This is a genomic window from Candidatus Pantoea deserta (genome assembly GCF_003813865.1).
Classification (GTDB): domain Bacteria; phylum Pseudomonadota; class Gammaproteobacteria; order Enterobacterales; family Enterobacteriaceae; genus Pantoea; species Pantoea deserta.
Genome location: NZ_RMVG01000017.1, coordinates 1 through 24,620 on the forward strand (window position 1 = coordinate 1; position 24,620 = coordinate 24,620).

18 protein-coding genes are annotated in these 24,620 nt (G+C 58.1%); 16 read left to right on the forward strand and 2 right to left on the reverse strand.

Annotation, left to right across the window (positions count from 1 at the left end):
- Positions 1-214: 214 nt before the first annotated feature.
- Positions 215-1,975, reverse strand: a complete 1,761-nt coding sequence (gene ycaO / locus BBB56_RS18175) for a 30S ribosomal protein S12 methylthiotransferase accessory factor YcaO (RefSeq protein WP_123802351.1) — start codon at positions 1,973-1,975, stop codon at positions 215-217.
- Positions 1,976-2,288: 313 nt separating this feature from the next.
- Between ycaO and serC the strand changes: the two genes are divergently transcribed.
- The 12 genes from serC (at position 2,289) to BBB56_RS18235 (ending at position 16,306) form a co-directional block, all read left to right on the forward strand.
- A complete protein-coding gene (gene serC, locus BBB56_RS18180; RefSeq protein ID WP_123802352.1) occupies positions 2,289-3,374 on the forward strand; it encodes a 3-phosphoserine/phosphohydroxythreonine transaminase in 1,086 nt (361 codons plus the stop codon).
- 86 nt (positions 3,375-3,460) lie between these two features.
- The gene (aroA, locus tag BBB56_RS18185; RefSeq protein ID WP_123802353.1) at positions 3,461-4,747 is read left to right on the forward strand and encodes a 3-phosphoshikimate 1-carboxyvinyltransferase; all 1,287 of its coding nucleotides are present in this window, start codon (positions 3,461-3,463) and stop codon (positions 4,745-4,747) included.
- Between the two features lie 200 nt (positions 4,748-4,947).
- Positions 4,948-5,628: a (d)CMP kinase gene (gene cmk / locus BBB56_RS18190; protein WP_123802354.1), complete on the forward strand. Its 681-nt coding sequence runs from the start codon at positions 4,948-4,950 to the stop codon at positions 5,626-5,628.
- Between the two features lie 123 nt (positions 5,629-5,751).
- On the forward strand, positions 5,752-7,425 hold the full coding sequence (gene rpsA, locus BBB56_RS18195) for a 30S ribosomal protein S1 (RefSeq protein ID WP_123802443.1): 1,674 nt from the start codon (positions 5,752-5,754) through the stop codon (positions 7,423-7,425).
- A gap of 87 nt (positions 7,426-7,512) precedes the next feature.
- Positions 7,513-7,797, forward strand: coding sequence for an integration host factor subunit beta (gene ihfB / locus BBB56_RS18200; protein WP_033751281.1), 285 nt, complete (start codon positions 7,513-7,515; stop codon positions 7,795-7,797).
- A 198-nt stretch (positions 7,798-7,995) separates the two neighbouring features.
- On the forward strand, positions 7,996-10,251 hold the full coding sequence (locus BBB56_RS18205; RefSeq protein ID WP_123802355.1) for a DNA internalization-related competence protein ComEC/Rec2: 2,256 nt from the start codon (positions 7,996-7,998) through the stop codon (positions 10,249-10,251).
- A 34-nt stretch (positions 10,252-10,285) separates the two neighbouring features.
- Positions 10,286-12,034 carry a lipid A ABC transporter ATP-binding protein/permease MsbA gene (msbA, locus tag BBB56_RS18210; RefSeq protein WP_123802356.1) on the forward strand — a complete coding sequence of 583 codons (1,749 nt, stop codon included), beginning with the start codon at positions 10,286-10,288 and terminating at the stop codon, positions 12,032-12,034.
- Entirely contained in the window at positions 12,031-13,032 is a 1,002-nt protein-coding gene (gene lpxK / locus BBB56_RS18215) for a tetraacyldisaccharide 4'-kinase (protein WP_123802357.1), read from the forward strand. Before msbA ends, lpxK begins: the two co-directional genes overlap by 4 nt.
- Positions 13,033-13,059: 27 nt before the next feature.
- Positions 13,060-14,277, forward strand: coding sequence for a winged helix-turn-helix domain-containing protein (locus tag BBB56_RS18220; protein ID WP_123802358.1), 1,218 nt, complete (start codon positions 13,060-13,062; stop codon positions 14,275-14,277).
- 106 nt (positions 14,278-14,383) lie between these two features.
- A complete protein-coding gene (locus BBB56_RS18225; protein WP_081135850.1) occupies positions 14,384-14,566 on the forward strand; it encodes a Trm112 family protein in 183 nt (60 codons plus the stop codon).
- Positions 14,563-15,312: a 3-deoxy-manno-octulosonate cytidylyltransferase gene (kdsB, locus tag BBB56_RS18230; RefSeq protein WP_123802359.1), complete on the forward strand. Its 750-nt coding sequence runs from the start codon at positions 14,563-14,565 to the stop codon at positions 15,310-15,312. The genes BBB56_RS18225 and kdsB overlap by 4 nt, the downstream gene beginning before the upstream one ends.
- A gap of 100 nt (positions 15,313-15,412) precedes the next feature.
- Positions 15,413-16,306: a phosphotransferase gene (locus BBB56_RS18235; RefSeq protein ID WP_123802360.1), complete on the forward strand. Its 894-nt coding sequence runs from the start codon at positions 15,413-15,415 to the stop codon at positions 16,304-16,306.
- Here the strand turns inward: BBB56_RS18235 and elyC are convergent.
- The gene (gene elyC / locus BBB56_RS18240) at positions 16,286-17,071 is read right to left on the reverse strand and encodes an envelope biogenesis factor ElyC (RefSeq protein WP_123802361.1); all 786 of its coding nucleotides are present in this window, start codon (positions 17,069-17,071) and stop codon (positions 16,286-16,288) included. The genes BBB56_RS18235 and elyC overlap by 21 nt on opposite strands.
- 125 nt (positions 17,072-17,196) lie before the next feature.
- Between elyC and cmoM the strand changes: the two genes are divergently transcribed.
- The 4 genes from cmoM to mukB are packed head-to-tail and all read left to right on the forward strand — an operon-like array spanning position 17,197 to position 24,470.
- On the forward strand, positions 17,197-17,982 hold the full coding sequence (gene cmoM / locus BBB56_RS18245) for a tRNA uridine 5-oxyacetic acid(34) methyltransferase CmoM (RefSeq protein WP_123802362.1): 786 nt from the start codon (positions 17,197-17,199) through the stop codon (positions 17,980-17,982).
- On the forward strand, positions 17,979-19,301 hold the full coding sequence (mukF, locus tag BBB56_RS18250) for a chromosome partition protein MukF (RefSeq protein ID WP_123802363.1): 1,323 nt from the start codon (positions 17,979-17,981) through the stop codon (positions 19,299-19,301). Before cmoM ends, mukF begins: the two co-directional genes overlap by 4 nt.
- Positions 19,282-19,998 carry a chromosome partition protein MukE gene (mukE, locus tag BBB56_RS18255; protein WP_123802364.1) on the forward strand — a complete coding sequence of 239 codons (717 nt, stop codon included), beginning with the start codon at positions 19,282-19,284 and terminating at the stop codon, positions 19,996-19,998. The genes mukF and mukE overlap by 20 nt, the downstream gene beginning before the upstream one ends.
- A complete protein-coding gene (gene mukB, locus BBB56_RS18260; RefSeq protein ID WP_123802365.1) occupies positions 19,995-24,470 on the forward strand; it encodes a chromosome partition protein MukB in 4,476 nt (1,491 codons plus the stop codon). Before mukE ends, mukB begins: the two co-directional genes overlap by 4 nt.
- The last annotated feature ends 150 nt before the right edge of the window (positions 24,471-24,620 follow it).

Sequence of the window (24,620 nt, forward strand, 5' to 3'; positions counted from 1 at the left end):
AATTTAAATTTTTTTTAAAAAATACAGCATAAGTTTAAGTAGCGGTGGGCGGGGCGGCTTGTTTGTTAGAGAATCTAATAAATTGAAATTGTATTGTTAAATATCAGGCGAGGGAGCAGCGCTTATTAGGGTTAAAAGGCGTTATATATCGCTGTTAAAAAAAATGGCACCAGAATCGGTGCCATTAATGCTGATTACCGGCGCGGCAAGCCGGTTATTTTTTCCAGTACTGGCGTTTAGCCGTCTGAAGCTTTTCGTAGGCCTGCAACAGCGCCTGGTGCGCCGGGAAGGCTTTCAGATCCTCGTCTACGGCCTGCAAACCATAGAAGGGGGCTTCGCCGCTGATGGCGGCTGAAGCCGCTTCCAGCGCTTGCGCGCCGTACATGCGCGTAAAGGCGTGATGGTATTGCAGCGGGTCGCGCTCATCTTCCATCGCCAGCAGCAGCAGCGTCTGGAGGCAACGGTAGTAGTTAGCGCGCTCAGGCGAGAACACCGAACCGTTAAATTCCATCGTCCACTCTGTCCAGATCAGCGCCTGATCGAGATCGCCCCCGGCCAGCGCCAGCATTGCTTTCAGCTCGCCAATGCGCAGCGTATACCAGCCGTTGTCTTTGCCGCTTGCCAGGCCCAGCAGTTCGCGCACGCGCGTGAAGTCGTCATGGCCTTCTTCATCCAGCTGGGCGATCAGATCCAGATACTCTTCCGGATTCCAGTTGCTGGCCGGGAGCGACAGCAGCGTATCGCGCAGGTTCGCGCCCATATTGTTGTTTGCCAGCAGCAGATCTTCCGCAGGATAAATATCCGACATGCCCGGAACGATAATGCGGCAGGCATAAACGCCCAGATGATCGTAGTCAGCGATATAAACTTCTTTATCTTCCTCGCGGAAGATCGCCATCAGGGTGGCGAACTCTTCCTGAGTCGTCCCGCTGAACGACCAGTCGACAAAGGGATAGTCAGCCTGCTCTTTGAACATATCCCAGGAGATCAGGCCGCTGGAGTCGATAAAGTGCGTTTCCAGATTGGCGTGCTCAGCCACTTCTTCGTCATCAAAGGTCGGGGGCGTAAACACGTCGAGATCTTTCAGGCTGCGGCCCTGAAGCAGCTCCGTAACGGTACGCTCAAGGGCAACGCCGAAGTCAGGATGCGCGCCAAAGGACGCAAAGCAGGTGCCGTTTTGCGGGTTAAACAGCACCACGCAAATCACCGGATATTTACCGCCGAGCGACGCATCGTAGGCGAAAATCGGGAAGCCCTCCGCCTCAAGACGCGCAATCGCTTCGACCACGCCAGGGTAACGCTGCATAACGCTGTCAGGAATGGTCGGCAGGCTAATCGCCTCGGCAATGATGCGGTTCTTGATATAGCGTTCGAACACCTCCGACAGCCCCTGCACGCGCGCTTCGCTGGCGGTGTTGCCTGCCGACATGCCGTTAGACACATACAGGTTGCCGATAATGTTCATCGGAATATACACGGTCTGCTGGTCGGACTGACGGGTAAACGGCAGGCCGCAGATGCCGCGCTCGGCGTTGCCGGACTGCAAATCCACCAGCTCCGGCGCGGTCAGGGCGTTTTCCGGATCGTAAAACGCACGCAGCCGCGCATCCAGAATGCCTTCCGGCAGCGAGCCGTCCGCAGGCAGCGGGAACCATTTCTCATTGGGATAATGCACAAAATCGCCGTTGGCGATGGCTTTGCCCAGCCAGAAATCGGCGAAGAAATAGTTGGTGGAAAGGCGCTCGAAATATTCGCCCAGCGCGGAGGCCAGCGCGGCTTTCTTGCTGGCGCCTTTACCGTTGGTAAAGCAGAGCGGGCAATCACGGTCGCGAATATGCACGGACCAGACGTGAGGGACCGGGTTTAGCCAGGAGGCTTCTTCAATATTAAAGCCAAGGTCGGTCAGCTTTTGCTGGAAGCGCGCGATGGAATCTTCCAGTGCTGCGTCTTTACCGGGAATAAACGTTTGCGTCATAAGACCGCTCTCTTAATTTTATCGTGGGCGTAAAGCGCGCAATGATACGGATTTTGCCGTCGCTGTGCTATGAAGACGCCATAAATTTCTGCCCGCTGCGTTTCTGCAAACAGGCTGGCGATAACGAGGCGGTGGCCGTCTTAAACGGGACACCTCACAAAATTTTGCTGAGCGTTCCATTTGTAACATAAGCTGCGGGGCGGCAGATTCAGAAAATGTGATCCCTTCCCGATTTATCATTGCAGGCTCCATAAGGCAGTGATAAAACCGGTAAGCAATTCATAACCGTTCTGGATAACCGTGGTGAGGGGAAATGACGCAGATTTATAATTTTAGTTCCGGTCCAGCGATGCTGCCGGTTGAAGTGCTCCGTCGTGCAGAACAAGAATTGACAAACTGGCACGGTCTGGGAACCTCCGTCATGGAGATCAGCCATCGCAGTAAAGAGTTTCTTCAGGTAGCGGCAGAGGCCGAGCAGGATTTACGCGATCTTCTGAAAATCCCGGCGAACTACAAAGTTTTATTCTGCCACGGCGGCGCGCGCGCGCAGTTTGCCGCGGTGCCGGGCAATCTGCTGGGCGAAAAAACCTCGGCGGACTATGCGGATGGCGGCTACTGGGCGCACAGCGCCATCAAAGAAGCGGAAAAGTATTGCACGCCGCGTACGCTGGACGTCAAAACCACGCGTGACGGCAAGCGCGCTATTCTGCCGATGAGCCAGTGGCAGCTGAGCGACGATGCGGCTTATGTGCACTACTGCCCGAACGAAACCATTGATGGCATCGCCATTGACGAGCAGCCCGATTTCGGCGACAAAATTGTCGTCGCGGACCTCTCCTCTACCATTCTGTCCCGCCCGCTGGACATTAGCCGCTATGGCGTCATTTACGCCGGCGCGCAAAAAAATATCGGTCCGGCAGGCTTAACCATCGTTATTGTTCGCGACGATCTGCTGGGTAAAGCCCATAAGTCTGTTCCTTCTATTCTCGACTACCAGGTGCTGGCGGAGAACGACTCCATGTTCAACACCCCGCCCACATTCGCCTGGTATCTCTCCGGCCTGGTGTTTAAATGGCTGAAAGAGAAGGGCGGCGTAGGCGAAATCGATAAAATCAATCAGGCTAAAGCCGATCTGCTCTACGGCTTGATCGATCAGAACGCGTTCTACCGCAACGATGTGGCCACGGAAAACCGTTCGCGTATGAACGTGCCTTTCCAGCTGGCGGACGCCGCGCTGGACAAGCTCTTCCTGGAAGAGTCATTCAAGGCGGGGCTGCACGCGCTGAAAGGCCATCGCGTAGTAGGCGGCATGCGCGCGTCGATCTACAATGCGATGCCGCTGGAAGGCGTTAAGGCGTTAACTGACTTCATGGCTGACTTCGCACGTCGACATGGCTAAACCCTGGCTGTAGCGTCGGCGCTGGCGCCGACTTCAGACCCCATCCTGCGATGGGGTTTTGTTCTTTTTTGGAGATTACGTTTCACATGCAGGACTCCCTGACCTTACAACCGATTGCACGCGTGGACGGCACCGTTAACCTGCCGGGTTCAAAAAGCGTATCTAACCGCGCGTTGCTGCTGGCGGCGCTGGCGAAAGGCACCACGCGTCTGACGAACCTGCTGGACAGCGATGATGTTAAGCATATGCTGAACGCTCTGAAGGCGTTGGGCGTTAATTACACCCTTTCCGCCGATCGCACCCGGTGCGAGGTGATCGGTCAGGCCGGCGCGCTGCGCGCCTCTCAGCCGCTGGAGCTGTTTCTCGGCAATGCCGGAACGGCGATGCGCCCGCTGGCCGCCGCGCTCTGCCTGGGCGAGCAGGACATCGTGCTGACCGGCGAACCGCGCATGAAAGAGCGCCCAATCGGGCATCTGGTCGACGCGCTCCGTCAGGGCGGCGCGCAGATTGAGTATCTGGAAAACAGCGACTATCCGCCGCTGCGCCTTAAAGGCGGGTTTGTCGGGGGCGACGTTAGCGTGGACGGCAGCGTCTCTAGCCAGTTTCTTACCGCGCTGCTGATGACCGCGCCGCTGGCGCAGCAGGACACCGCTATCACCATTAAAGGCGAGCTGGTGTCGAAGCCCTACATCGACATTACGCTGCACCTGATGCGCTGTTTTGGCGTTGAGGTCGAGAACCAGCACTATCAGCGCTTCGTGATTAAGGGCCAGCAGCAGTATGTTTCGCCGGGCGATTATCTGGTGGAAGGCGATGCGTCTTCCGCATCTTACTTCCTGGCGGCGGCGGCGATCAAAGGCGGAACCGTGCGCGTCACCGGCATCGGGCGCGACAGCGTGCAGGGCGATATTCGCTTTGCTGACGTGCTGGAAAAAATGGGCGCGCGCGTAGAGTGGGGCAGCGACTATATTGCCTGCACCGCTGGCGAACTAAACGCCATTGATATGGATATGAACCATATTCCCGACGCGGCGATGACCATCGCCACCACCGCGCTGTTTGCCAAAGGCACGACGCTGATGCGCAACATCTATAACTGGCGCGTTAAAGAGACGGACCGCCTGGCCGCGATGGCGACCGAGCTGCGCAAAGTAGGGGCTGAAGTCGAAGAGGGGCATGACTTTATCCGCATTACGCCGCCGGAAAAATTAACGCACGCTGACATCGGAACCTACAACGATCACCGTATGGCCATGTGCTTCTCGCTGGTGGCGCTTTCCGATACGCCGGTGACTATCCTTGATCCTGGCTGCACCGCGAAAACCTTCCCGGACTATTTCGAGCAGCTGGCGAAAATCAGCCATAGCGCCTGAGTCACGTTCTGCCGGAGAGGCGTCTTCTCCGGCATTCTCACTGCATCTGGCCTTACTGCCCAAGAAATCTTCTGAATGTGCTGCAATTTTTAGCGATGTCTCCGCTAAAAGGTAACGCCATCAGCTTCCTCAGCGTATAATGCATCGCATTGTGAACAGCCTGAAGGCTGGACTTTTACGCGCAGCAACAGGAGAGAATAATGACGGCAACTGCCCCGGTTATAACTGTCGATGGACCCAGCGGCGCAGGCAAAGGCACGCTGTGTAAAGCGATGGCAGAGGCGCTGCAATGGCATCTGCTCGATTCAGGTGCGATCTATCGCGTTCTGGCGCTGGCTGCGCTGCATCATCAGGTCGATATTGAATCCGAAGAGGCGCTGGTGCCGCTGGCCGCTCATCTTGACGTGCGCTTCGTTTCGCAGGACGGCGAGCTTCAGGTCATTCTGGAAGGCGAAGAGGTTACGGGTGAAATTCGCACCCAGGAAGTGAGCAATACGGCATCTCGCGTGGCCGCCTTCCCGCGCGTGCGTGAGGCGCTTCTGCGTCGTCAGCGCGCGTTCCGCGACGCGCCTGGTTTAATTGCCGATGGCCGCGATATGGGCACGGTGGTTTTCCCTGACGCGCCGGTAAAAATCTTCCTTGATGCCAGCCCGGAAGAGCGTGCTCAGCGCCGTATGCTACAGTTGCAGGAGAGCGGCTTTAGTGTTAACTTTGATCGCCTTTTAGCCGAGATAAAAGAGCGTGATGATCGCGATCGCAACCGCGCCATTGCCCCTTTAGTGCCTGCCACCGATGCGCTGCTTCTGGATTCCACTGAGCTATCCATTGAGCAAGTCATTGAAAAGGCACTGGAATATGCCCGCACGCAGCTGGGCATTTAATATTTTCGGCGTAACGAATTGCAGTAACCCTGTGCCAGGGAAAGCGCGCAGGGCATGTGAAACAACCCCATCCGACAATGACGTCAGGTGGACGTTAAATTGAAGAATCCTAAGATTATCAATATGACTGAATCTTTTGCTCAACTCTTTGAAGAGTCCCTGAAAGAAATCGAAACCCGCCCGGGTTCCATCGTTCGTGGCGTCGTTGTTGCTATCGACAAAGACGTCGTTCTGGTTGATGCGGGTCTGAAATCTGAATCTGCCATCCCGGCAGAGCAGTTCAAGAACGCAGCCGGCGAACTGGAAATCCAGGTTGGTGACGAAGTTGACGTTGCCCTGGATGCAGTGGAAGACGGCTTCGGTGAAACCCTGCTGTCCCGTGAGAAAGCTAAACGTCACGAAGCCTGGATTACGCTGGAAAAAGCTTACGAAGACGCTGAAACTGTTACCGGTGTTATCAACGGCAAAGTTAAAGGTGGCTTCACAGTTGAGCTGAACGGTATTCGTGCGTTCCTGCCAGGTTCACTGGTTGACGTGCGTCCGGTTCGCGACACCCTGCACCTGGAAGGCAAAGAGCTTGAATTCAAAGTAATCAAGCTTGATCAGAAACGTAACAACGTCGTGGTTTCACGTCGTGCCGTTATCGAATCTGAGAACAGCGCTGAGCGCGATCAGCTGCTGGAAAACCTGCAGGAAGGCATGGAAGTCAAAGGTATCGTTAAGAACCTCACTGACTACGGCGCATTCGTTGATCTGGGCGGCGTCGATGGCCTGCTGCACATCACCGACATGGCGTGGAAACGCGTTAAGCATCCGAGCGAAATCGTCAACGTGGGCGACGAAATCACTGTTAAAGTGCTGAAATTCGACCGCGAGCGTACCCGTGTATCTCTGGGCCTGAAACAGCTGGGCGAAGATCCGTGGGTGGCTATCGCTAAACGTTACCCGGAAGGCACTCGCCTGACTGGTCGTGTAACCAACCTGACTGATTACGGCTGCTTCGTAGAAATCGAAGAAGGCGTTGAAGGTCTGGTACACGTTTCTGAAATGGACTGGACCAACAAAAACATCCACCCGTCTAAAGTTGTTAACGTGGGCGACGTGGTTGAAGTTATGGTTCTGGACATCGACGAAGAACGTCGTCGTATCTCCCTGGGCCTGAAGCAGTGCAAAGCCAACCCGTGGCAGCAGTTCGCTGAGACCCACAACAAGGGCGATCGCGTTGAAGGTAAAATCAAGTCAATCACTGACTTCGGTATCTTCATCGGCCTGGACGGCGGCATCGACGGTCTGGTTCACCTGTCTGACATCTCCTGGAACGCGACTGGCGAAGAAGCCGTTCGTGAGTATAAAAAAGGCGACGAAATCGCTGCCGTTGTACTTCAGGTTGACGCAGAGCGTGAGCGCATCTCTCTGGGTGTGAAACAGCTGGCGGAAGATCCGTTCAACAACTACATCACCCTGAACAAGAAAGGCGCTATCGTTACTGGTAAAGTAACCGCAGTTGACGCTAAAGGTGCTACAGTTGAACTGGCAGACGGCGTTGAAGGTTACCTGCGCGCTTCTGAAGCTTCACGTGACCGCGTTGAAGACGCCACGCTGGTTCTGAATGTTGGCGACGATGTTGAAGCCAAATTCACCGGTGTTGACCGTAAAAACCGCGTTGTTAGCCTGTCTGTCCGTGCGAAAGACGAAGCTGACGAGAAAGATGCCATCGCGACTGTGAACAACAAGCAGGAAGAAGGCAACTTCTCTAACGCTATGGCTGAAGCGTTCAAAGCAGCTAAAGGCGAGTAATCGACCTGTAGCAACCGGGCAGAGCAATCTGCCCGGTTACGGTAGCAAGCTGTCATACCTTTCCCACAAGGATTAACCGGAGGTTACATGACCAAGTCAGAACTGATTGAAAGACTTGCTGGCCAGCAAACTCATATTCCGGCGAAAGTCGTTGAGGATGCTGTAAAAGAGATGCTGGAGCACATGGCCACAACGCTGGCACAGGGCGAACGCATTGAAATCCGGGGATTCGGCAGCTTTTCTTTGCATTACCGCGCACCGCGTACGGGTCGTAACCCGAAAACGGGCGATAAAGTGGAACTGGAAGGTAAATACGTTCCCCACTTTAAACCGGGTAAAGAGCTGCGAGACCGTGCAAACATTTACGGCTAATCCGTAACTGAACGTAGAAACGACATCTCAGGGTGTCGTTTTTTTTCGTCTCTGATTTATCTCTGCGACCCCGCCCGAACCTCTCTGTACCTCTTCTGAAACGCCGTTATTAAGTTGCGAAGCCGCTTCAAAAGGGCAAAACAGCCTCTTCGCCTTCCGTTGTTTATCAGCATACTGGGTCTGTTAACCAGGGATGAAATGATGACAGGAACGCTACTCGCAAGAATCGCCCTTATATCCGCGCTGCCGCTGCTCTTTCTGCCTCGGCTGCCATCCGCTTTAGCCATTCTGCTTATGGCGATAGCGGGCATGCTGCTGCTGTGGACAAAAATAGCCTGGCTGCCTGCGGCAGGCGTCGCGCTGCTGATGCTGGCCTGGATGCTGAGCGCCGCGCGGTCAACCGTTGCCGCCATAGAAACGGCCAGCGCAGCTCCTGCCAGCTACAGCGTGCGGATTGCGGAGGTGCGTCCCGACAGGCAGCAAATCAGAGTACAGTTAGTCAGGCGGGAAGGGCGGTATCTGTTTCCGCCGCGTTTTGCCTGGCTGTCGCTGCGTAACAACCAGCAAAGCTATTGTCCAGGGGAACGCTGGTCAATGCTGCTTAGCCTGCGACCTGTGCATGCGAAACTCAATGAGGGGGAGTTCGACGCGCAGCGTTTCGCGCTGGCTAACCATACGGGCGTGAGCGGACGGATCCTGCGACAGCAGCCGGAATCGCTGCGCTGTAGCTGGCGCTGGCAGCGTATTGAGCGCGATCGGCCGGTGATTGGCGCGTTGCCTCAGGGCGCAATTCTGATGGCGCTGGCGTTTGGCGAACGCGCGGAGATGAGCAATGCGCTGCGCCAGCTGCTACGGGAAACCGGTACGGCGCATCTGATGGCGATCTCCGGTATGCACATTGCGCTTGCTGCCAGCTGCGGCTGGCTTATCGCGCGAGCTGTTCAGCTCCTGCTGCCGGTGCGCTATATCAGCTATCTGTTTCCACTGGCGATGAGCTGGCTATTTGCGGCGCTCTATAGCTGGCTTTCCGGCAGCAACGCGCCGGCTCAGCGCGCGCTGATCGCATTGACCCTGTGGATGATATTGCGCATCCGGGGCGCGCAGCTCAGCGGCTGGCAGGTCTGGACCTTTTGCGTGGGCGGGCTGCTGCTGTTTGATCCCATGAACGTGCTCTCTGAAAGTTTCTGGCTTTCAGCGCTGGCGGTTGCCATTCTGCTTACCTGGTATCACTGGTTTCCTTTACCCGCGCGCTGCCGCCACGGCTGGTTCTGGTTTCCGGTCCAGCTGTTTCATCTTCAGCTTGGCATGCTGCTGCTGATGGCCCCCCTTCAGGTCGTGCTGTTTGAAGGAATAAGCCTGTCGGCGCTGGCGGCGAATATGCTGGCGATACCCGTTATTACCTTTATCAGCGTACCCCTTATTTTACTGGCGATGCTGATGCCGGTCGGCAGCCTGTGCGCAGGGTTATGGTGGCTGGCCGATCGGTCTGTGGTATGGCTGATGGCCGCGCTAAAGATTCTGCCTGCGGGCTGGTGGCCTTTTTACGATGCCGCCAGCCTGGCGCTCCTTGTATGGGGCGGCCTGATAGTCTGGCGCTGTGCCCTGGCTTATGCCGCGCCGGTCAGCTGGATGGCTCTGGTTCTGGCGCTGCTGGTCTGGCGATGGCCGCGTGAAGAGCCGGGCTGGCGAATCGATATGCTGGATGTCGGGCAGGGACTCAGCGTGGTCATTCGCCAGGGTAAAAACGCGCTGCTCTACGACACCGGTCCCCGCTGGGAAAACGGCGATGCCGGGACGCGCCACATTATTCCCTGGCTGTCCCGTAAGCATCTTAACCTTCAGCATATCGTCCTCAGCCATCGCCATCTCGACCACAGCGGCGGACTTGACGCCATCGTCAGGCGCTGGCCTGAGGTCCCGATACGCAGCGCCACGCTGGATGCTCGCCATCAACCCTGCGTTCGCGGCACGCGCTGGCGCTGGGGGCGGTTGAATATCAGCGTGCTGTGGCCGCTCAGGCTGTCGGACGTCAGCAATAATAACGACTCCTGCGTGCTGAGCGTGGACGACGGCGTTACGCGCCTGTTGCTGACGGGGGATCTGGAGGCCTCGGCGGAGCGGCAGTTAGTGGCGCTGGAAAAGCATCGACTTCACGCGGCGATTATTCAGGTTCCGCATCACGGCAGCCGCACCTCCTCTACGCCGCTGCTGCTGCGCAACGTGGCCGGTCAAATCGCGCTTGCGTCGGCTGCACGCTATAACGCCTGGCGAATGCCGGTGGCAAGCGTGGTAGAAAACTACCGTCGCGCCGGTTACAGGTGGTATGACACGGCGCGGTCGGGCCAGCTAAGTCTCTGTGTGGCTGATGGAAAAATAAACGTTTTTTCTCTGAGAGAGCAAATTTTTCCCCGCTGGTATCATCAGCGGTTTGGCGTAAAACAGGAATCCAGGTAGAATGAGCGGCTATTTCAAACAGCGTGAATAAATAATGCATCAAGATAAAGATCTCTCAACATGGCAGACGTTTCGTCGGCTGAAGCCGATGATTACGCCGTACAAAACAGGTTTATTTGTGGCTTCTGTAGCCTTAATCCTGAACGCCGCTGGCGACGCGCTCATGCTCTCCCTGTTGAAACCTTTACTGGATGATGGGTTTGGTAAAGCCGATAAATCCGTACTGGTCTGGATGCCGTTAGCAGTGATTGGCCTGATGCTCATCCGTGGCATCACGAGCTATATCTCCAGCTACTGTATCTCCTGGGTTTCCGGCAACGTGGTCATGAACATGCGTCGTCGCCTGTTCTCCCAGATGATGGGAATGCCGGTTGCGTTCTTCGACCAGCAATCCACCGGAACGCTGTTGTCGCGCATCACCTACGATTCCGAGCAGGTCGCCTCCTCCTCTTCCGGCGCGCTGGTCACCGTAGTGCGCGAAGGGGCGTCAATTATCGGCCTGTTTATCATGATGTTTTACTACAGCTGGCAGCTGTCATTAATCCTGATTGTACTGGCGCCTGTGGTTTCATTTGCTATCCGCTCTGTGTCAAAGCGCTTTCGTAATATCAGCAAATCCATGCAGAACACCATGGGGCAGGTAACGACCAGCGCGGAGCAGATGCTTAAAGGGCATAAAGAGGTGCTGATTTTTGGCGGTCAGGCGGTTGAGACCGAGCGCTTCGCTCGCGTCAGCAACCGTATGCGCCAGCAGGGCATGAAGCTGGTATCCGCGTCCTCTATCTCCGATCCCATCATTCAGCTTATCGCCTCGCTGGCGCTGGCCTTTGTGCTCTATGCCGCCAGTTTTCCGAGCGTGATGGAAACGCTGACCGCAGGAACGATCACCGTGGTTTTCTCGTCGATGATTGCGCTGATGCGTCCGCTGAAATCCCTGACGAATGTCAACGCGCAGTTCCAGCGCGGCATGGCGGCGTGTCAGACCCTGTTCGCTATTCTCGACAGTGAACAGGAAACCGATAACGGCACCCGTGAAATTACCCGAGCGAAAGGCAATATTGAGTTCCGCGATGTGACCTTTACCTATCCGGGGCGCGAAATTCCTGCGCTGCGCAACATCAATCTTTCGCTGCCGGAAGGCAAAACCGTGGCGCTGGTCGGACGTTCAGGTTCGGGCAAATCAACCATGGCCAGCCTGCTTACGCGTTTCTACGATATTCAGCAGGGTGAAATTCTGCTCGACGGACACGATCTGCGTGAATATACGCTGCGTTCGCTGCGTAACCAGGTTGCGCTGGTTTCGCAAAACGTCCATCTGTTTAACGATACTATCGCCAATAACATCGCCTATGCGCGCAGCGAGCAGTACAGCCGCGAAGAGATCGAGAAAGCCGCTACCATGGCGCACGCCATGGATTTCATCAGCAAGATGGATAACGGGCTGGATACGGTGATCGGCGAAAATGGCGTGCTGCTCTCCGGCGGTCAGCGTCAGCGTATCGCCATTGCGCGCGCGCTGCTGCGCGACTGTCCCATCCTGATCCTCGACGAAGCGACCTCCGCGCTGGACACTGAATCGGAACGCGCTATCCAGTCCGCGCTGGATGAACTGCAAAAAAACCGAACCTCACTGGTGATTGCGCACCGCCTGTCAACCATCGAAAAAGCCGACGAGATCGTGGTGGTGGAAGATGGACGCATTGTTGAACGCGGTACGCATACGGTGCTGCTTGCTAAGCAGGGGGCCTATGCCCAGCTGCACAAGATGCAGTTCGGTCAATGATTGAGCGTATCTGGAGCGGGCGCTCGCCGCTCTGGCGGCTGTTATGGCCGCTGTCGCTGCTTTATGGCGCGGTGTCTACTCTGATACGCATCAGCTATCAGCGCGGCTGGCGAAAAAGCTGGCGCGCGCCGGTACCGGTTGTGGTGGTGGGCAATCTCACCGCAGGCGGCAATGGTAAAACGCCGGTGGTTATCTGGCTGGTGCAGGCGTTGCAGCAGCGCGGCCTGAAGGTCGGGGTGGTATCGCGCGGCTACGGCGGCAAAGCGGAGCGCTATCCGCTGCGGGTTACGGCGGATACGCCAACGGCCCAGGCCGGCGACGAACCGGTGCTGATTGCTCAGCGTACAGGTGCGCCTGTGGCCGTGGCGCCGCAACGTCGCGCCGCTGTCGAGGCGCTGCTCGACAGCGGCGACATTGACCTTATCGTTACCGATGACGGACTTCAGCACTATGCGCTTCAGCGCGACAGAGAAATTGTCGTCGTTGACGGGCTGCGTCGCTTTGGCAATGGCTGGTGGCTACCCGCTGGGCCAATGCGGGAACGGGCGTCGCGCCTGAGCACGGTGGATGCGGTTATCGTTAACGGCGGCCGCGCAGAGTCAGATGAGATCGCCATGTCGCTACAGGCAGGCGAAGCCGTCAATCTGCAAACTCATCAGACAATGCCGCTTGCCTCGCTAAAAAACGTCGTGGCGATGGCAGGTATTGGTCACCCGCCGCGTTTTTTCAACACGCTCAAACAGCATGGCGTAACGCCAGTCGGCGAGATCGCTTTCGCCGACCATCATGCTTACAGCAAAGACGACATCGCCGGCTTGCTGTCCAGGGGACAGAGTCTGCTGATGACCGAAAAAGACGCGGTGAAATGTCGCGCCTTCGCCCAGCCCGACTGGTGGTATGTGCCGGTTGACGCGGCGCTTAGCGGCAGCGCGGTCGCGCCGCTGCTGGACGACATTGCGCAGCTGGCGCGCCGACAAAGAAACGTCTCTGCTGGCTAAACCCACAACGCTGAACGCAGGAAGGGAATGAATACGACGCTTTCGCTTTCGCTTCAACAGGCAAGAAACCTTCATCTGGCGGCGCAGGGACTACTGCGACCGCCGTCAAAGCGCGCCCGGTTTGCGGATCTGCTCGCTACCGTCCGGCGCATGTCGCTGCTGCAAATTGATACTATCCATGTGGTCGCCCGCAGCCCTTACCTGGTGTTATTCAGTCGCCTCGGCAACTACCCGCAGAGCTGGCTGGAACAGGCGCTGGCGCAGGGAGAAGTGTTTGAATACTGGGCGCATGAAGCCTGCTTTATTCCGCGCGAAGACTATGCGTTACTGCGCCACCGCATGCTTGAGCCTGAGCGACTCGGCTGGAAATATAACGCGCAGTGGGTGCGCGACCATCAGCAGGAGATTGCCGGGCTGCTACAGCACATCGCTGAAAGCGGGCCGGTGCGCGCCGCCGATTTCGCGAGCGGCAAGGATCACAAAGCGGGCTGGTGGGCGTGGAAACCGCACAAGCGCCATCTGGAAAACCTGTTCAGCGCGGGTGAGCTGATGGTGAGCGAACGGCGTAATTTTCAGCGCGTCTACGATCTGCGCTCGCGTGTGCTGCCGGAGTGGCAGGATGCGCTGCACGCCATCAGCGAGGCGGACGCGCAGCGGGAGATGCTGCGCAACAGCGCGCGCAGTCTCGGTATTTTTCGCGCGGCCTGGCTGCCAGACTACTATCGCCTGAAGCGCGTGGCGCTGAAGCCTTTTCTGGACGAGGCGCGGCAGGCTGGAGAGATTGTGCCCGTTGACGTCGCCGGGCTGGGTGAGATGTGGCTGCATCGCCATCTCCTGCCTCTGCTTGATACGCCGCTTAACGCCACCCACAGCGCTGTTTTGTCCCCGTTCGATCCGGTGGTATGGGATCGTCGGCGCGCGCTGGAGCTATTCGATTTTGACTACCGCATCGAATGCTATACCCCGGAAGCGAAGCGCAAGTACGGCTACTTCGTGCTGCCCGTGCTGCATCGCGGCGCGATTAAGGCCAGGCTGGATGCCCGCATGCTGCGTCAGGCCCGACGGCTGACGATCAAAAATATCTGGCTGGAGCAGGATACGCGCGTCACCGTCGCCTTTGTAAAAGATATTCGTCAGGCCATTAGTCGCTTTGCCGCGTGGCAGGGCGCGGAAAGCGTTCGGTTCGAGCAGATGCCCGCCGCGCTTCAGCCGCACTGGCCAGCTGAGTGGACGCTCGATTCCTGAGCTTTGCGGTGTGCGCCGCAGTTTCCCTGGCGCTTTCCGCGCACGCTGAGACACTGCGCTATGGTATCCTTAGCGCCTTATGCAATCGGTCCGTGATGGAGGACATATGGATCACCGTTTACTTGAAATCGTTGCCTGCCCGGTGTGCAACGGCAAGCTCTACTACAACAACGCGCAGCAGGAATTGATCTGTAAACCCGACGCGCTGGCTTTTCCCGTTCGCGACGGTATCCCGGTGCTGCTTGAAAATGAAGCGCGCACGCTCTCTGTTGAAGAGATCCATCCATGAGCTTCACGGCGATTATTCCTGCGCGCTACGCTTCAACGCGCCTGCCCGGCAAACCGCTGGTAGATATCGCCGGTAAGCCGATGGTCATCCACGTTATGGAGCGCGCGCGTGAATCCGGCGCCAGCCGCGTTATTGTGGCGACGGATCATCCTGACGTAAAAGCGGCGGTCGAGGCCGCAGGCGGCGAAGTATGCATGACCCGCGCCGATCATCAGTCTGGCACGGAACGGCTGGCGGAAGTGATTGAAACCTGTCAGTTTGCCGATGACGAAATTATCGTAAACGTACAGGGCGACGAGCCGCTCATTCCGCCGGAAATCGTGCGTCAGGTAGCCGCAAACCTGGCTGGCGCGCAGGCGGGCATGGCGACGCTGGCGGTACCGATCCATGACGCAGAAGAAGCATTTAATCCTAACGCGGTGAAAGTGGTGATGGACGCGCAGGGCTATGCGCTCTATTTCTCCCGAGCCACTATCCCCTGGGATCGCGAACGCTATGCCGCCTCCCGCGACGAGATCGGCGATACGCTGCTGCGTCATATTGGTATTTACGCCTACCGCGCGGGCTTTATCCGTCGCTACGTCTCCTGGGCGCCTTGCCCGCTGGAGCGTATCGAACTGCTGGAGCAGCTTCGCGTACTCTGGTATGGCGAAAAGATCCACGTCGCCGTGGCGCAAACCGTGCCGGGCGTGGGCGTAGATACGCCAGAAGATCTGGCTCGCGTGCGCGCTGCGCTACAGGGTTAATAACATCGGGGCCTGTCCCCGATGCTTTTGTTGATCTGCTGCATGATTTTTGCCCGCTGAGGCCTCCAGGATGATGTGACATTTTCCCAGAGGAGGATGCATGGAAAATCTAAAATCTGAGCTGTCGCTGGTGCTGGGCGAGCCGGTTAGCCGCCTTGAAACCATTAGCGAACAGTCGCCTACGCGGTTATATGCTCTCTACGATCGCGAAGGCAAACCGATGCCGCTGGTTGCGAAATATTTTCGTCATCAGGGGCGCGCCGCGCTCGAAGCCAAAAAGCTGGCGCTGCTGGGTCATGAAGGGCTGATCGCGGTCCCTGCGGTCTATGGTCTGGTGCTCAGTCAGCAGCCGCCGGTGCATGAAATGCTGCTGATGGCGCGCATCAACGGCGTCTCTGCTGAAGCGCCAACGCGCGATGCCGCGCGCTGGCGGCAGCTGTGTGAAGACATCGTCGACGGACTGCTGGCCTGGCACCGTATCAGCAGTCATGGGCTGGTCGGCAGCGTAGACAGCACCCAGCAGAACAGCTGGCCGGCCTGGTTTCAACAGCGCGTAGAGGTGCTCTGGTCTACGCTCAGCTATCTTCAGCCGCCTTCCTTTACCTTTGCCGACCGACAGGTGTTGTTCCGCAGTCGCGAGCAGCTGACGCGGCTTTTTCGCGACTTTGACGATCCCTGCGTGATGGTGCACGGCAATGTCCGTCTCAACAGCATGATCAAAAACGCGCGCAGCGATCAGCTGCTGGCTATGACGCAGCCCGGCACCATTTTATGGGCGCCGCGCGAATATGATTTGATTCATCTGGGCGAAAGCCCGGCAGAGCAGGCGCTGATGGAGCATTATCTGCGCCGCGCGCCTGTCTCAGAGGGGTTTCTCTGGCGGCGCTGGCTCTATCAGCTGTGGAACTGTATCGACGAAATGGTGCAGACCGGCGACTTCGACCGGCCACGCTTCGATCATGCCAGCGCTCAGCTACTTCCCTGGCTCGGCTAAGGGCGCATCGCTGCCTTTTAGCCACTGCCACGCCTGACCCATTATCTCATAGGCGACACGGTCGCTGTGGCTTAGCCACAGCGGCGAGGGGATGGCGCGCTCCCACCAGTTTAGCGGCGAGGTGACGGCCAGCTGATTGGCGGGCGCAGCAATCGGGGTTAAGCCAGCGGCATGAAAAAAATTGACGGCGCGCACCATATGGTTGGCGGAGGTGACCAGCAGGAAAGGCTGCTGATGGATCAGGCTGCGAACCGCGCGCGCCTCCTCCTCCGTATCTTTCGGCTGATCCAGTACCCGGATGCGATCGGGCGGCACGCCCAGGCTCAGCGCCACCGAGGCGGCGACCTGCCCATTGCTGACGGGATTATTGCCCGCGGCGGCGCCGGTAAAGATCATCGTCGCCTGCGGATAGCGGCGCCACTGGCGCACGCCTTCAGCGACACGCGGCAAACTGTTGCCGATAAGATTCGAGCTGGGCGCCCACGCAGGATTAAAAGTATAACCGCCCCCTAACACAACAATAAAATCGACTTTTTCTTCGCCGTTCCAGGTGGCATAGTGCGACTCCAGCGGCTGTAGCAGGCGATCGGCGACCGGTTGCAGGCTCAACAGCAGCAGAAGCGCGCCGCTGAGCGAGACTAAAATTTTGCCGCTTTTCTGCCAGCGGCTAAACCAAAGCAGCAAAATGCCCATTGCCAGCATCAGCAGCAGCAGCGGCAAAGGCATTAACAGGCCGCCCACCAGTTTTTTCAGGCCAAAAAACATCGAAAAAACTCCTTGTTGTCCGAAAAAACAGCAGCCGGAAAGGAAGAAGGGGATGAAAGGTTCATTCTTATGGAGCCTGTGACAAAATAGCACATGTCTGAGCGCAGCATACCGGAGTCCACGCCATGCAGGATCGTAACTTTGACGATCTCGCGGAAAAATTTTCGCAAAACATTTACGGCACCACTAAGGGGATCGTCCGTCAGGCGATCCTGTGGGACGAGCTTGAAACGATCCTGCCGACGCTCGGCGCAGAGCCGCTGCGCGTGCTGGATGCAGGCGGCGGGCTGGGACAGATCTCCAGCGGCCTGGCTCAGCGCGGCCATCAGATCCTGTTATGCGACCTTTCGTCGGAGATGCTGCGTCGGGCGCAGCAGCATGCTGAGGCGCAGGATGTGAGCCATAACATGCAATTCAGACAAATCGCGGTACAGCAGGTGGGTGAACATTTGGATACGCCTGTGGATCTGGTATTGTTTCACGCTGTGCTTGAGTGGGTGGCGGAGCCTGAAAAAGCGCTCCAGGCGCTCTATGATGCGTTACGGCCAGGCGGCGTAATGTCGCTGATGTTTTTTAACCGCCATAGCCTGGTATTTCGCAACCTGACGCTGGGAAACTTCGGTTACCTGCGCGTCAATATGGCGAAACAAAAGAAACGCTCTCTGTCGCCGGACTACCCGCGCGATCCAGAGGATGTCTACCGCTGGCTGACCGCCTGCGGTTTCGACATTGAACAGCGTACGGGCGTCCGCGTCTTCAGTGACTACATGAAAGCCCCGCCGGCGGACGGCGGAGGCGACGTGAGCATTCTTGAGATGGAGCGACGCTACTGTCGCCAGGAACCCTTTTTAAGCCTGGGACGTTACATTCACGTAACCGCGCGTAAACCAGGGCAGAAGGACGAATTATGAGTGAATTTTCCCAGACGGTACCTGAGCTGGTCAGCTGGGCGCGCAAGAATGACTTTTCGCTTGCGCTGCCGGTCGATCGTCTGGCTTTTTTGCTGGCTATCGCCACCTTAAACGGTGAGCGTATGGATGGCGAAATGAGTGAAGGAGAGTTGATTGACGCCTTTCACCACGTCAGTAAAGCCTTTGAACAAACCCATGAAACCGTGGTGGTGCGCGCCAACAATGCGATCAACGACATGGTACGCCAGCGCCTGATCAACCGTTTCACCAGCGAAATGACAGAAGGCCATGCCATTTACCGTCTGACCCCGCTGGCTATCGGCATCACTGACTACTACATTCGCCAGCGTGAATTTTCCACGCTGCGCCTGTCGATGCAGCTGTCGATTGTGGCGGGCGAGCTGAAGCGCGCCGCCGATGCGGCGGAAGAGGATGGCGACGAATTTCACTGGCACCGCAACGTTTTCGCGCCGCTTAAATATTCCGTGGCGGAAATTTTCGACAGCATCGACATGACGCAGCGCCTGATGGATGAGCAGCAGCAGGCCGTGAAGAATGACATCGCCGATCTGCTGAACAAAGACTGGCGCGCCGCTATCTCCAGCTGTGAAATGCTGCTGTCTGAAACCTCCGGCACGCTGCGCGAGCTACAGGATACGCTGGAAGCCGCAGGCGATAAGTTGCAGGCCAATCTGCTGCGCATTCAGGACGCCACGCTCAGCAGCCCGGATCTCGGCTTTGTCGATAAGCTGGTCTTCGATCTGCAAAACAAGCTGGACCGCATTATCAGCTGGGGGCAGCAGGCGATCGACCTGTGGATCGGCTATGACCGCCACGTGCATAAATTTATTCGAACCGCCATCGATATGGACAAGAACCGCGTCTTTGCGCAGCGCTTGCGTCAGTCGGTGCAGAACTACTTTGACCAGCCCTGGGCGCTGACCTATGCCAATGCCGACCGTCTGTTCGATATGCGCGATGAGGATCTCACGCTGCGCAACGACGAGGTGATGGGCGAACTGCCCGCCGAGCTGGAGTATGAAGAGTTTAACGAAATCCGCGAACAGCTGGCGGCGATGATTGAAGAGGCGCTGCTGAGCTACAAATCTGAGCGAAAACCGCTCAACCTCGCCACGGTAATGCGCGACTATCTCGCCCAGTATCCGCGTGCGCGCCACTTCGACCTGGCGCGCATCGTTGTCGATCAGGCGGTGCGTCTCGGCGTGGCGGAAGCCGATTTAGCCGGTTTGCCCGCACAGTGGCAGGCCATTAATGATTACGGAGCCAAGGTGCAGGCACATGTCATCGACAAATATTGAACAAGTGATGCCGCTCAAGCTGGCGCAGGCACTGGCGAATCCCATTTTTCCCGCGCTTGACAGCCAGCTGCGCGCAGGCCGTCACATCGGTATTGAAGAGCTGGATCAACACGCTTTTCTGATGGATTACCAGAGCTTTCTGGAAGAGTTTTACGCTCGCTACAACGTGGAGCTGATCCGCGCGCCGGAGGGATTCTTCTACCTGCGCCCACGCTCCACCACGCTGATCCCGCGTTCGGTGCTCTCTGAGCTGGATATGATGGTCGGCAAGCTGCTTTGCTACCTCTACCTGAGTCCGGAGCGGCTGGCGAACGAGGGCATATTTACCCAGCAGGAACTCTACGACGAGCTGCTGACGCTGGCCGACGAGAGCAAACTGCTCAAGCTGGTGAACCAGCGCTCAACCGGTTCCGACCTCGACCGGGCAAGACTGCAGGAGAAAATGCGCGCGTCGCTTAACCGACTGCGTCGTCTCGGCATGGTGTGGTTTATGGGTAACGACAGCAGCAAATTCCGCATAACCGAGTCGGTATTTCGCTTTGGCGCCGACGTGCGCAGCGGCGACGATCCGCGCGAGGCGCAGCTGCGGCTGATCCGCGACGGCGAAGCCATGGCGCTCGACAGCGTCAGCGCCACCAGAGAGCAGGACGAGAGTGACAGTGACGCGAATGAAAGCGCGGAGGAAGAACAGGCATGATTGAGCGCGGAAAATTTCGTTCGCTTACCCTAATCAACTGGAACGGCTTTTTTGCCCGAACCTTTGATCTTGACGAGCTGGTGACCACCCTGTCAGGCGGCAACGGCGCGGGTAAATCCACCACGATGGCCGCGTTTGTGACCGCGCTGATCCCGGATCTGACGCTGCTGCACTTCCGCAACACCACCGAGGCCGGCGCGACCAGCGGCTCCCGCGATAAAGGTCTGCACGGCAAGCTACGCGCGGGCGTCTGCTACGCCGTGCTCGACGTGATTAATTCGCGCCATCAGCGCGTCATCGCCGGCGTTCGCCTACAGCAGGTGGCGGGCCGCGATAAAAAGGTCGATATCAAACCCTTCAGCATTCACGGCCTGCCGATGGACAGCCAGCCGACCGATATGCTGACCGAAATTTTAAACAGCCGTCAGGCGCGCGTGCTGCCGCTGAGCGAAGTCAAAGAACGGGTGGAGGCGCAGGAAGGCGTGCAGTTCCGCCAGTTCAGCTCGGTTACCGACTACCACGCCATGATGTTTGAGCACGGCATTGTGCCGCGCCGTCTGCGTTCGGCGGGCGATCGCAGCAAATTCTATCGCCTGATCGAAGCATCGCTTTACGGTGGTATCTCCAGCGCGATTACGCGCTCGCTGCGCGACTATCTGCTGCCGGAAAACAGCGGAGTGCGTAAAGCCTTCCAGGACATGGAGGCGGCGCTGCGCGAAAACCGCATGACGCTGGAGGCGATTCGCGTTACCCAGTCCGACCGCGATTTGTTTAAGCATCTGATTTCCGAAGCGACCAGCTATGTGTCGGCGGACTATATGCGCCACGCCAACGAGCGCCGCATCCACCTCGACGGCGCGTTGCAGCTGCGCAGCGATCTGTTTACCAGCCGCAAACAGCTGGCGTCGGAGCAGTATCGCCATATTGAGATGGCGCGCGAACTGGCGGAGCACGGCGGCGCGGAGAGCGATCTGGAAGCAGATTATCAGGCGGCCAGCGATCATCTCAATCTGGTGCAGACCGCCATGCGCCAGCAGGAAAAAATCGAACGCTACGACGCCGATCTTGAAGAGCTGACCATTCGTCTGGAAGAGCAGAACGAAGTGGTGGCGGAAGCGCGCGAGGTACAGGAAGAGAATGAGGCGCGTGCCGAAGCGGCAGAGCTGGAAGTCGACGAGCTGAAAAACCAGCTGGCGGATTTTCAGCAGGCGCTTGATGTGCAGCAGACGCGCGCGATTCAGTATCAGCAGGCGCTGCAGGCGCTGGAGCGCGCCCGCTCGCTGTGCCAGCTTCCCGATTTGACCATCGACAACGCCGATGAGTGGCAGGCGCGCTTCCAGGCGACCGAAGAAGAGGCAACGGAAACCCTGCTGCGGCTGGAGCAGAAGCTCAGCGTGGCGGAAGCGGCCCATAGCCAGTTCGAGCAGGCGCTGGCGCTGGTGACCAGCATCGCTGGCGCGGTGCCGCGCCAGGAAGCCTGGCAAACCGGCCGCGAACTGCTGCGCGACGCAGCCAATCAGCGTCATTATGCTGAACAGCTCTCATCGCTGCGCCTGCGTCTTAACGAACTGGAACAGCGCCTGCGCGAACAGCACGAGGCCGAGCGCATGCTGGCGGACTTCTGCAAGCGGCAGGGCGCCCACTACGACGCAGACGCGCTGGAAGGATTGCACCAGGAGCTGGAAGCGCAGATCGAGCAGCTCACCGCCAGCGTCGCCGATGCAGGCGAACGGCGCATGACGATGCGTCAGGAACTGGAATCGCTGCGCGAGCGTATCGCTACTCTGACCGCGCGCGCACCGCACTGGCTGGCCGCGCAGGAAATTTTAACCCAGCTTAGCGAGCAGACCGGCGAGGCGCTGGAAAACAGTCAGCAGATCACCGAATTTATGCAACAGCTGCTGGAGCGCGAGCGCGAAACCACGGTAGAGCGCGATGAGATTGCGGCGCGCAAACGCAGCGTCGAGCGCAAGATTGAACGTCTCAGTCAGCCCGGCGGCGCGGAAGATGCGCGCCTGACGCAGCTGGCCGAACGCTTCGGCGGCGTTCTGCTCTCTGAAATCTATGACGATGTGACGCTGGAAGACGCGCCTTACTTCTCGGCGCTCTACGGCCCGTCGCGTCATGCGATTGTGGTGCCGGATCTGTCGCTGGTGCGGGAGATGCTCGACGGCCTGGAAGAGTGCCCGGAAGATCTTTACCTGATCGAGGGCGATCCGCAGTCGTTCGACGACAGCGTTTTTGCGGTGGAAGAGCTACAAAACGCGGTCGTGGTGAAAGTCGCGGAGCGTCAGTGGCGCTACTCTCGCTTTCCGAAGGTGCCGCTGTTTGGCCGTGCCGCGCGTGAGAACCAGCTGGAGCTGTTGCACAACGAGCGCGATCGCCTGGCGGAACGCTACGCCACGCTGTCGTTCGACGTGCAAAAAACGCAGCGTCTGCATCAGTCCTTTAGCCGCTTTATCGGCAGCCATCTGGCGGTCGCCTTTGAAGAGGATCCGGAAGCGCAGATTCGCCAGCTGAACGCGCGCCGCACCGAGCTGGAGCGCGCGCTGAGTCAGCATGAAAGCGACAACCAGCAGCAGCGCCAGCAGTATGAGCAGGCCAAAGAGGGCGTCGCGCAGCTTAACCGCCTGCTGCCGCGCGTCAGCCTGCTGCTCGACGATACGCTGGCCGATCGCTGCGATGAAATCCGCGAGCAGGTCGAAGTGGCGCAGGATGCCGCGCGCTTCCTGCATCAGCACGGCGCGAAGCTCACGAAGCTGGAGTCGCTGATTAGCGTCCTGCAAAGCGATCCCGAACAGCATGAGCAACTTCAGGCCGATTACCAGCAGGCGCAGCAGCAGCAGCGCACCGCGCGCCAGCAGGCGTTCGCGCTGACTGAGGTCGTGCAGCGTCGCGCCCACTTCAGCTACGGCGATTCTGCCGGCATGCTGAACGGCAATAACGATCTCAGCGACAAACTGCGTCGTCAGCTGGAGCAGGCGGAAGCGGAGCGCAGCCGTGCGCGCGAACGCCTGCGCGAACATCGGGCGCAGCTGACGCAGTACAGCCAGGTGCTGGCGTCGCTGAAGAGTTCGCACGACACCAAACGCGACATGCTGAAAGAACTTCAGCAGGAGATGCAGGACATTGGCGTCCAGGCCGACGCCAGCGCGGAAGAGCGCGCGCGCATTCGCCGCGACGAGCTTTATGCGGCCCTGAGCCACAATCGCGCCCGTCGCAATCAGCTGGAGAAGCAGCTTACCTTCTGCGAAGCGGAGATGGAGAACCTGCAAAAACGGCTGCGCGTGCTGGAGCGTGATTACCACCGTATTCGCGAGCAGGTGGTCAGCGCCAAAGCGGGCTGGTGCGCCGTGCTGCGGCTGGTGAAGGAAAACGGCGTGGAGCGCCGTCTGCATCGTCGCGAGCTGGCTTATCTGAGCGGCGACGAGCTGCGTTCTATGTCGGATAAGGCGCTGGGCGCGCTGCGTCTGGCGGTGGCGGATAACGAACATCTGCGCGATGTTCTGCGCCTGTCGGAAGATCCGAAACGGCCTGAGCGTAAGATCCAGTTCTTTATCGCCGTTTATCAACATCTGCGCGAGCGTATTCGCCAGGACATCATTCGCACTGACGATCCGGTCGAGGCGATTGAGCAGATGGAGATTGAGCTGAACCGCCTGACGGAAGAGCTGACGGCGCGCGAGCAGACGCTGGCGATCAGCTCGCGCAGCGCGGCCAATATCATTCGCAAAACCATTCAGCGCGAGCAAAACCGTATTCGCCAGCTCAACCAGGGACTGCAAATGGTGAGCTTTGGTCAGGTACGCAGCGTGCGTCTTAACGTTAACGTGCGTGAGGCCCATGCGACGCTGCTGGACACGCTGTCGGAAGAGCACGAACAGCATCAGGATCTGTTTAACAGCAATCGCCTGACCTTCTCGGAAGCGCTGGCAAAACTCTATCAGCGCCTGAATCCGCAGATCGATATGGGTCAGCGCACGCCGCAAACCATCGGTGAAGAGCTGCTGGACTACCGCAACTATCTGGAGATGGAAGTCGAGGTTAATCGCGGCTCTGACGGCTGGCTGCGCGCCGAGAGCGGGGCGCTCTCCACCGGTGAGGCGATCGGCACCGGGATGTCGATTCTGGTGATGGTGGTACAGAGCTGGGAAGAGGAGTCGCGCCGCCTGCGCGGTAAGGATATTTCTCCTTGTCGTCTGCTGTTCCTTGATGAGGCAGCGCGTCTGGATGCCCGCTCGATCGCCACCCTGTTTGAGCTTTGCGAACGACTGGAAATGCAGCTGGTGATCGCCGCGCCGGAAAATATCAGTCCGGAAAAAGGCACAACCTATAAACTGGTGCGAAAAGTGTTCAATAATACGGAACACGTCCATGTGGTCGGCCTGCGCGGATTCTCCGCCGACCCGACCCCGGCGCGTCGCGACAGTGAGGCTGAAGCGAGCCTGGAGGCGGAAAACTCCCAGAGCTAAATCTGGTCAACTTTTACCGCTTTAAGTAATCTGTAAACGGCATTTGTCCTGTGAGGCAAATGCCGTTTTTTATTTGTATACTCAGAAAATGAGTAACAGCCCAGTTGCAGCGTATCCGGGACACGCTGCGTGGTAAACGAATGAGGGGGC

Bases quoted from the DNA above. Each gene is read 5' to 3' on its own strand.
- mukF (WP_123802363.1), top strand. From the start codon at position 17,979: ATGAGTGAATTTTCCCAGACGGTACCTGAGCTGGTCAGCTGGGCGCGC.
- mukB (WP_123802365.1), top strand. From the start codon at position 19,995: ATGATTGAGCGCGGAAAATTTCGTTCGCTTACCCTAATCAACTGGAAC.
- BBB56_RS18205 (WP_123802355.1), top strand. From the start codon at position 7,996: ATGATGACAGGAACGCTACTCGCAAGAATCGCCCTTATATCCGCGCTG.
- aroA (WP_123802353.1), top strand. From the start codon at position 3,461: ATGCAGGACTCCCTGACCTTACAACCGATTGCACGCGTGGACGGCACC.
- ycaO (WP_123802351.1), bottom strand. From the start codon at position 1,975: ATGACGCAAACGTTTATTCCCGGTAAAGACGCAGCACTGGAAGATTCC.
- cmoM (WP_123802362.1), top strand. From the start codon at position 17,197: ATGCAGGATCGTAACTTTGACGATCTCGCGGAAAAATTTTCGCAAAAC.
- serC (WP_123802352.1), top strand. From the start codon at position 2,289: ATGACGCAGATTTATAATTTTAGTTCCGGTCCAGCGATGCTGCCGGTT.
- lpxK (WP_123802357.1), top strand. From the start codon at position 12,031: ATGATTGAGCGTATCTGGAGCGGGCGCTCGCCGCTCTGGCGGCTGTTA.
- cmk (WP_123802354.1), top strand. From the start codon at position 4,948: ATGACGGCAACTGCCCCGGTTATAACTGTCGATGGACCCAGCGGCGCA.
- BBB56_RS18220 (WP_123802358.1), top strand. From the start codon at position 13,060: ATGAATACGACGCTTTCGCTTTCGCTTCAACAGGCAAGAAACCTTCAT.
- ihfB (WP_033751281.1), top strand. From the start codon at position 7,513: ATGACCAAGTCAGAACTGATTGAAAGACTTGCTGGCCAGCAAACTCAT.
- kdsB (WP_123802359.1), top strand. From the start codon at position 14,563: ATGAGCTTCACGGCGATTATTCCTGCGCGCTACGCTTCAACGCGCCTG.
- rpsA (WP_123802443.1), top strand. From the start codon at position 5,752: ATGACTGAATCTTTTGCTCAACTCTTTGAAGAGTCCCTGAAAGAAATC.
- elyC (WP_123802361.1), bottom strand. From the start codon at position 17,071: ATGTTTTTTGGCCTGAAAAAACTGGTGGGCGGCCTGTTAATGCCTTTG.
- BBB56_RS18235 (WP_123802360.1), top strand. From the start codon at position 15,413: ATGGAAAATCTAAAATCTGAGCTGTCGCTGGTGCTGGGCGAGCCGGTT.
- mukE (WP_123802364.1), top strand. From the start codon at position 19,282: ATGTCATCGACAAATATTGAACAAGTGATGCCGCTCAAGCTGGCGCAG.
- msbA (WP_123802356.1), top strand. From the start codon at position 10,286: ATGCATCAAGATAAAGATCTCTCAACATGGCAGACGTTTCGTCGGCTG.
- BBB56_RS18225 (WP_081135850.1), top strand. From the start codon at position 14,384: ATGGATCACCGTTTACTTGAAATCGTTGCCTGCCCGGTGTGCAACGGC.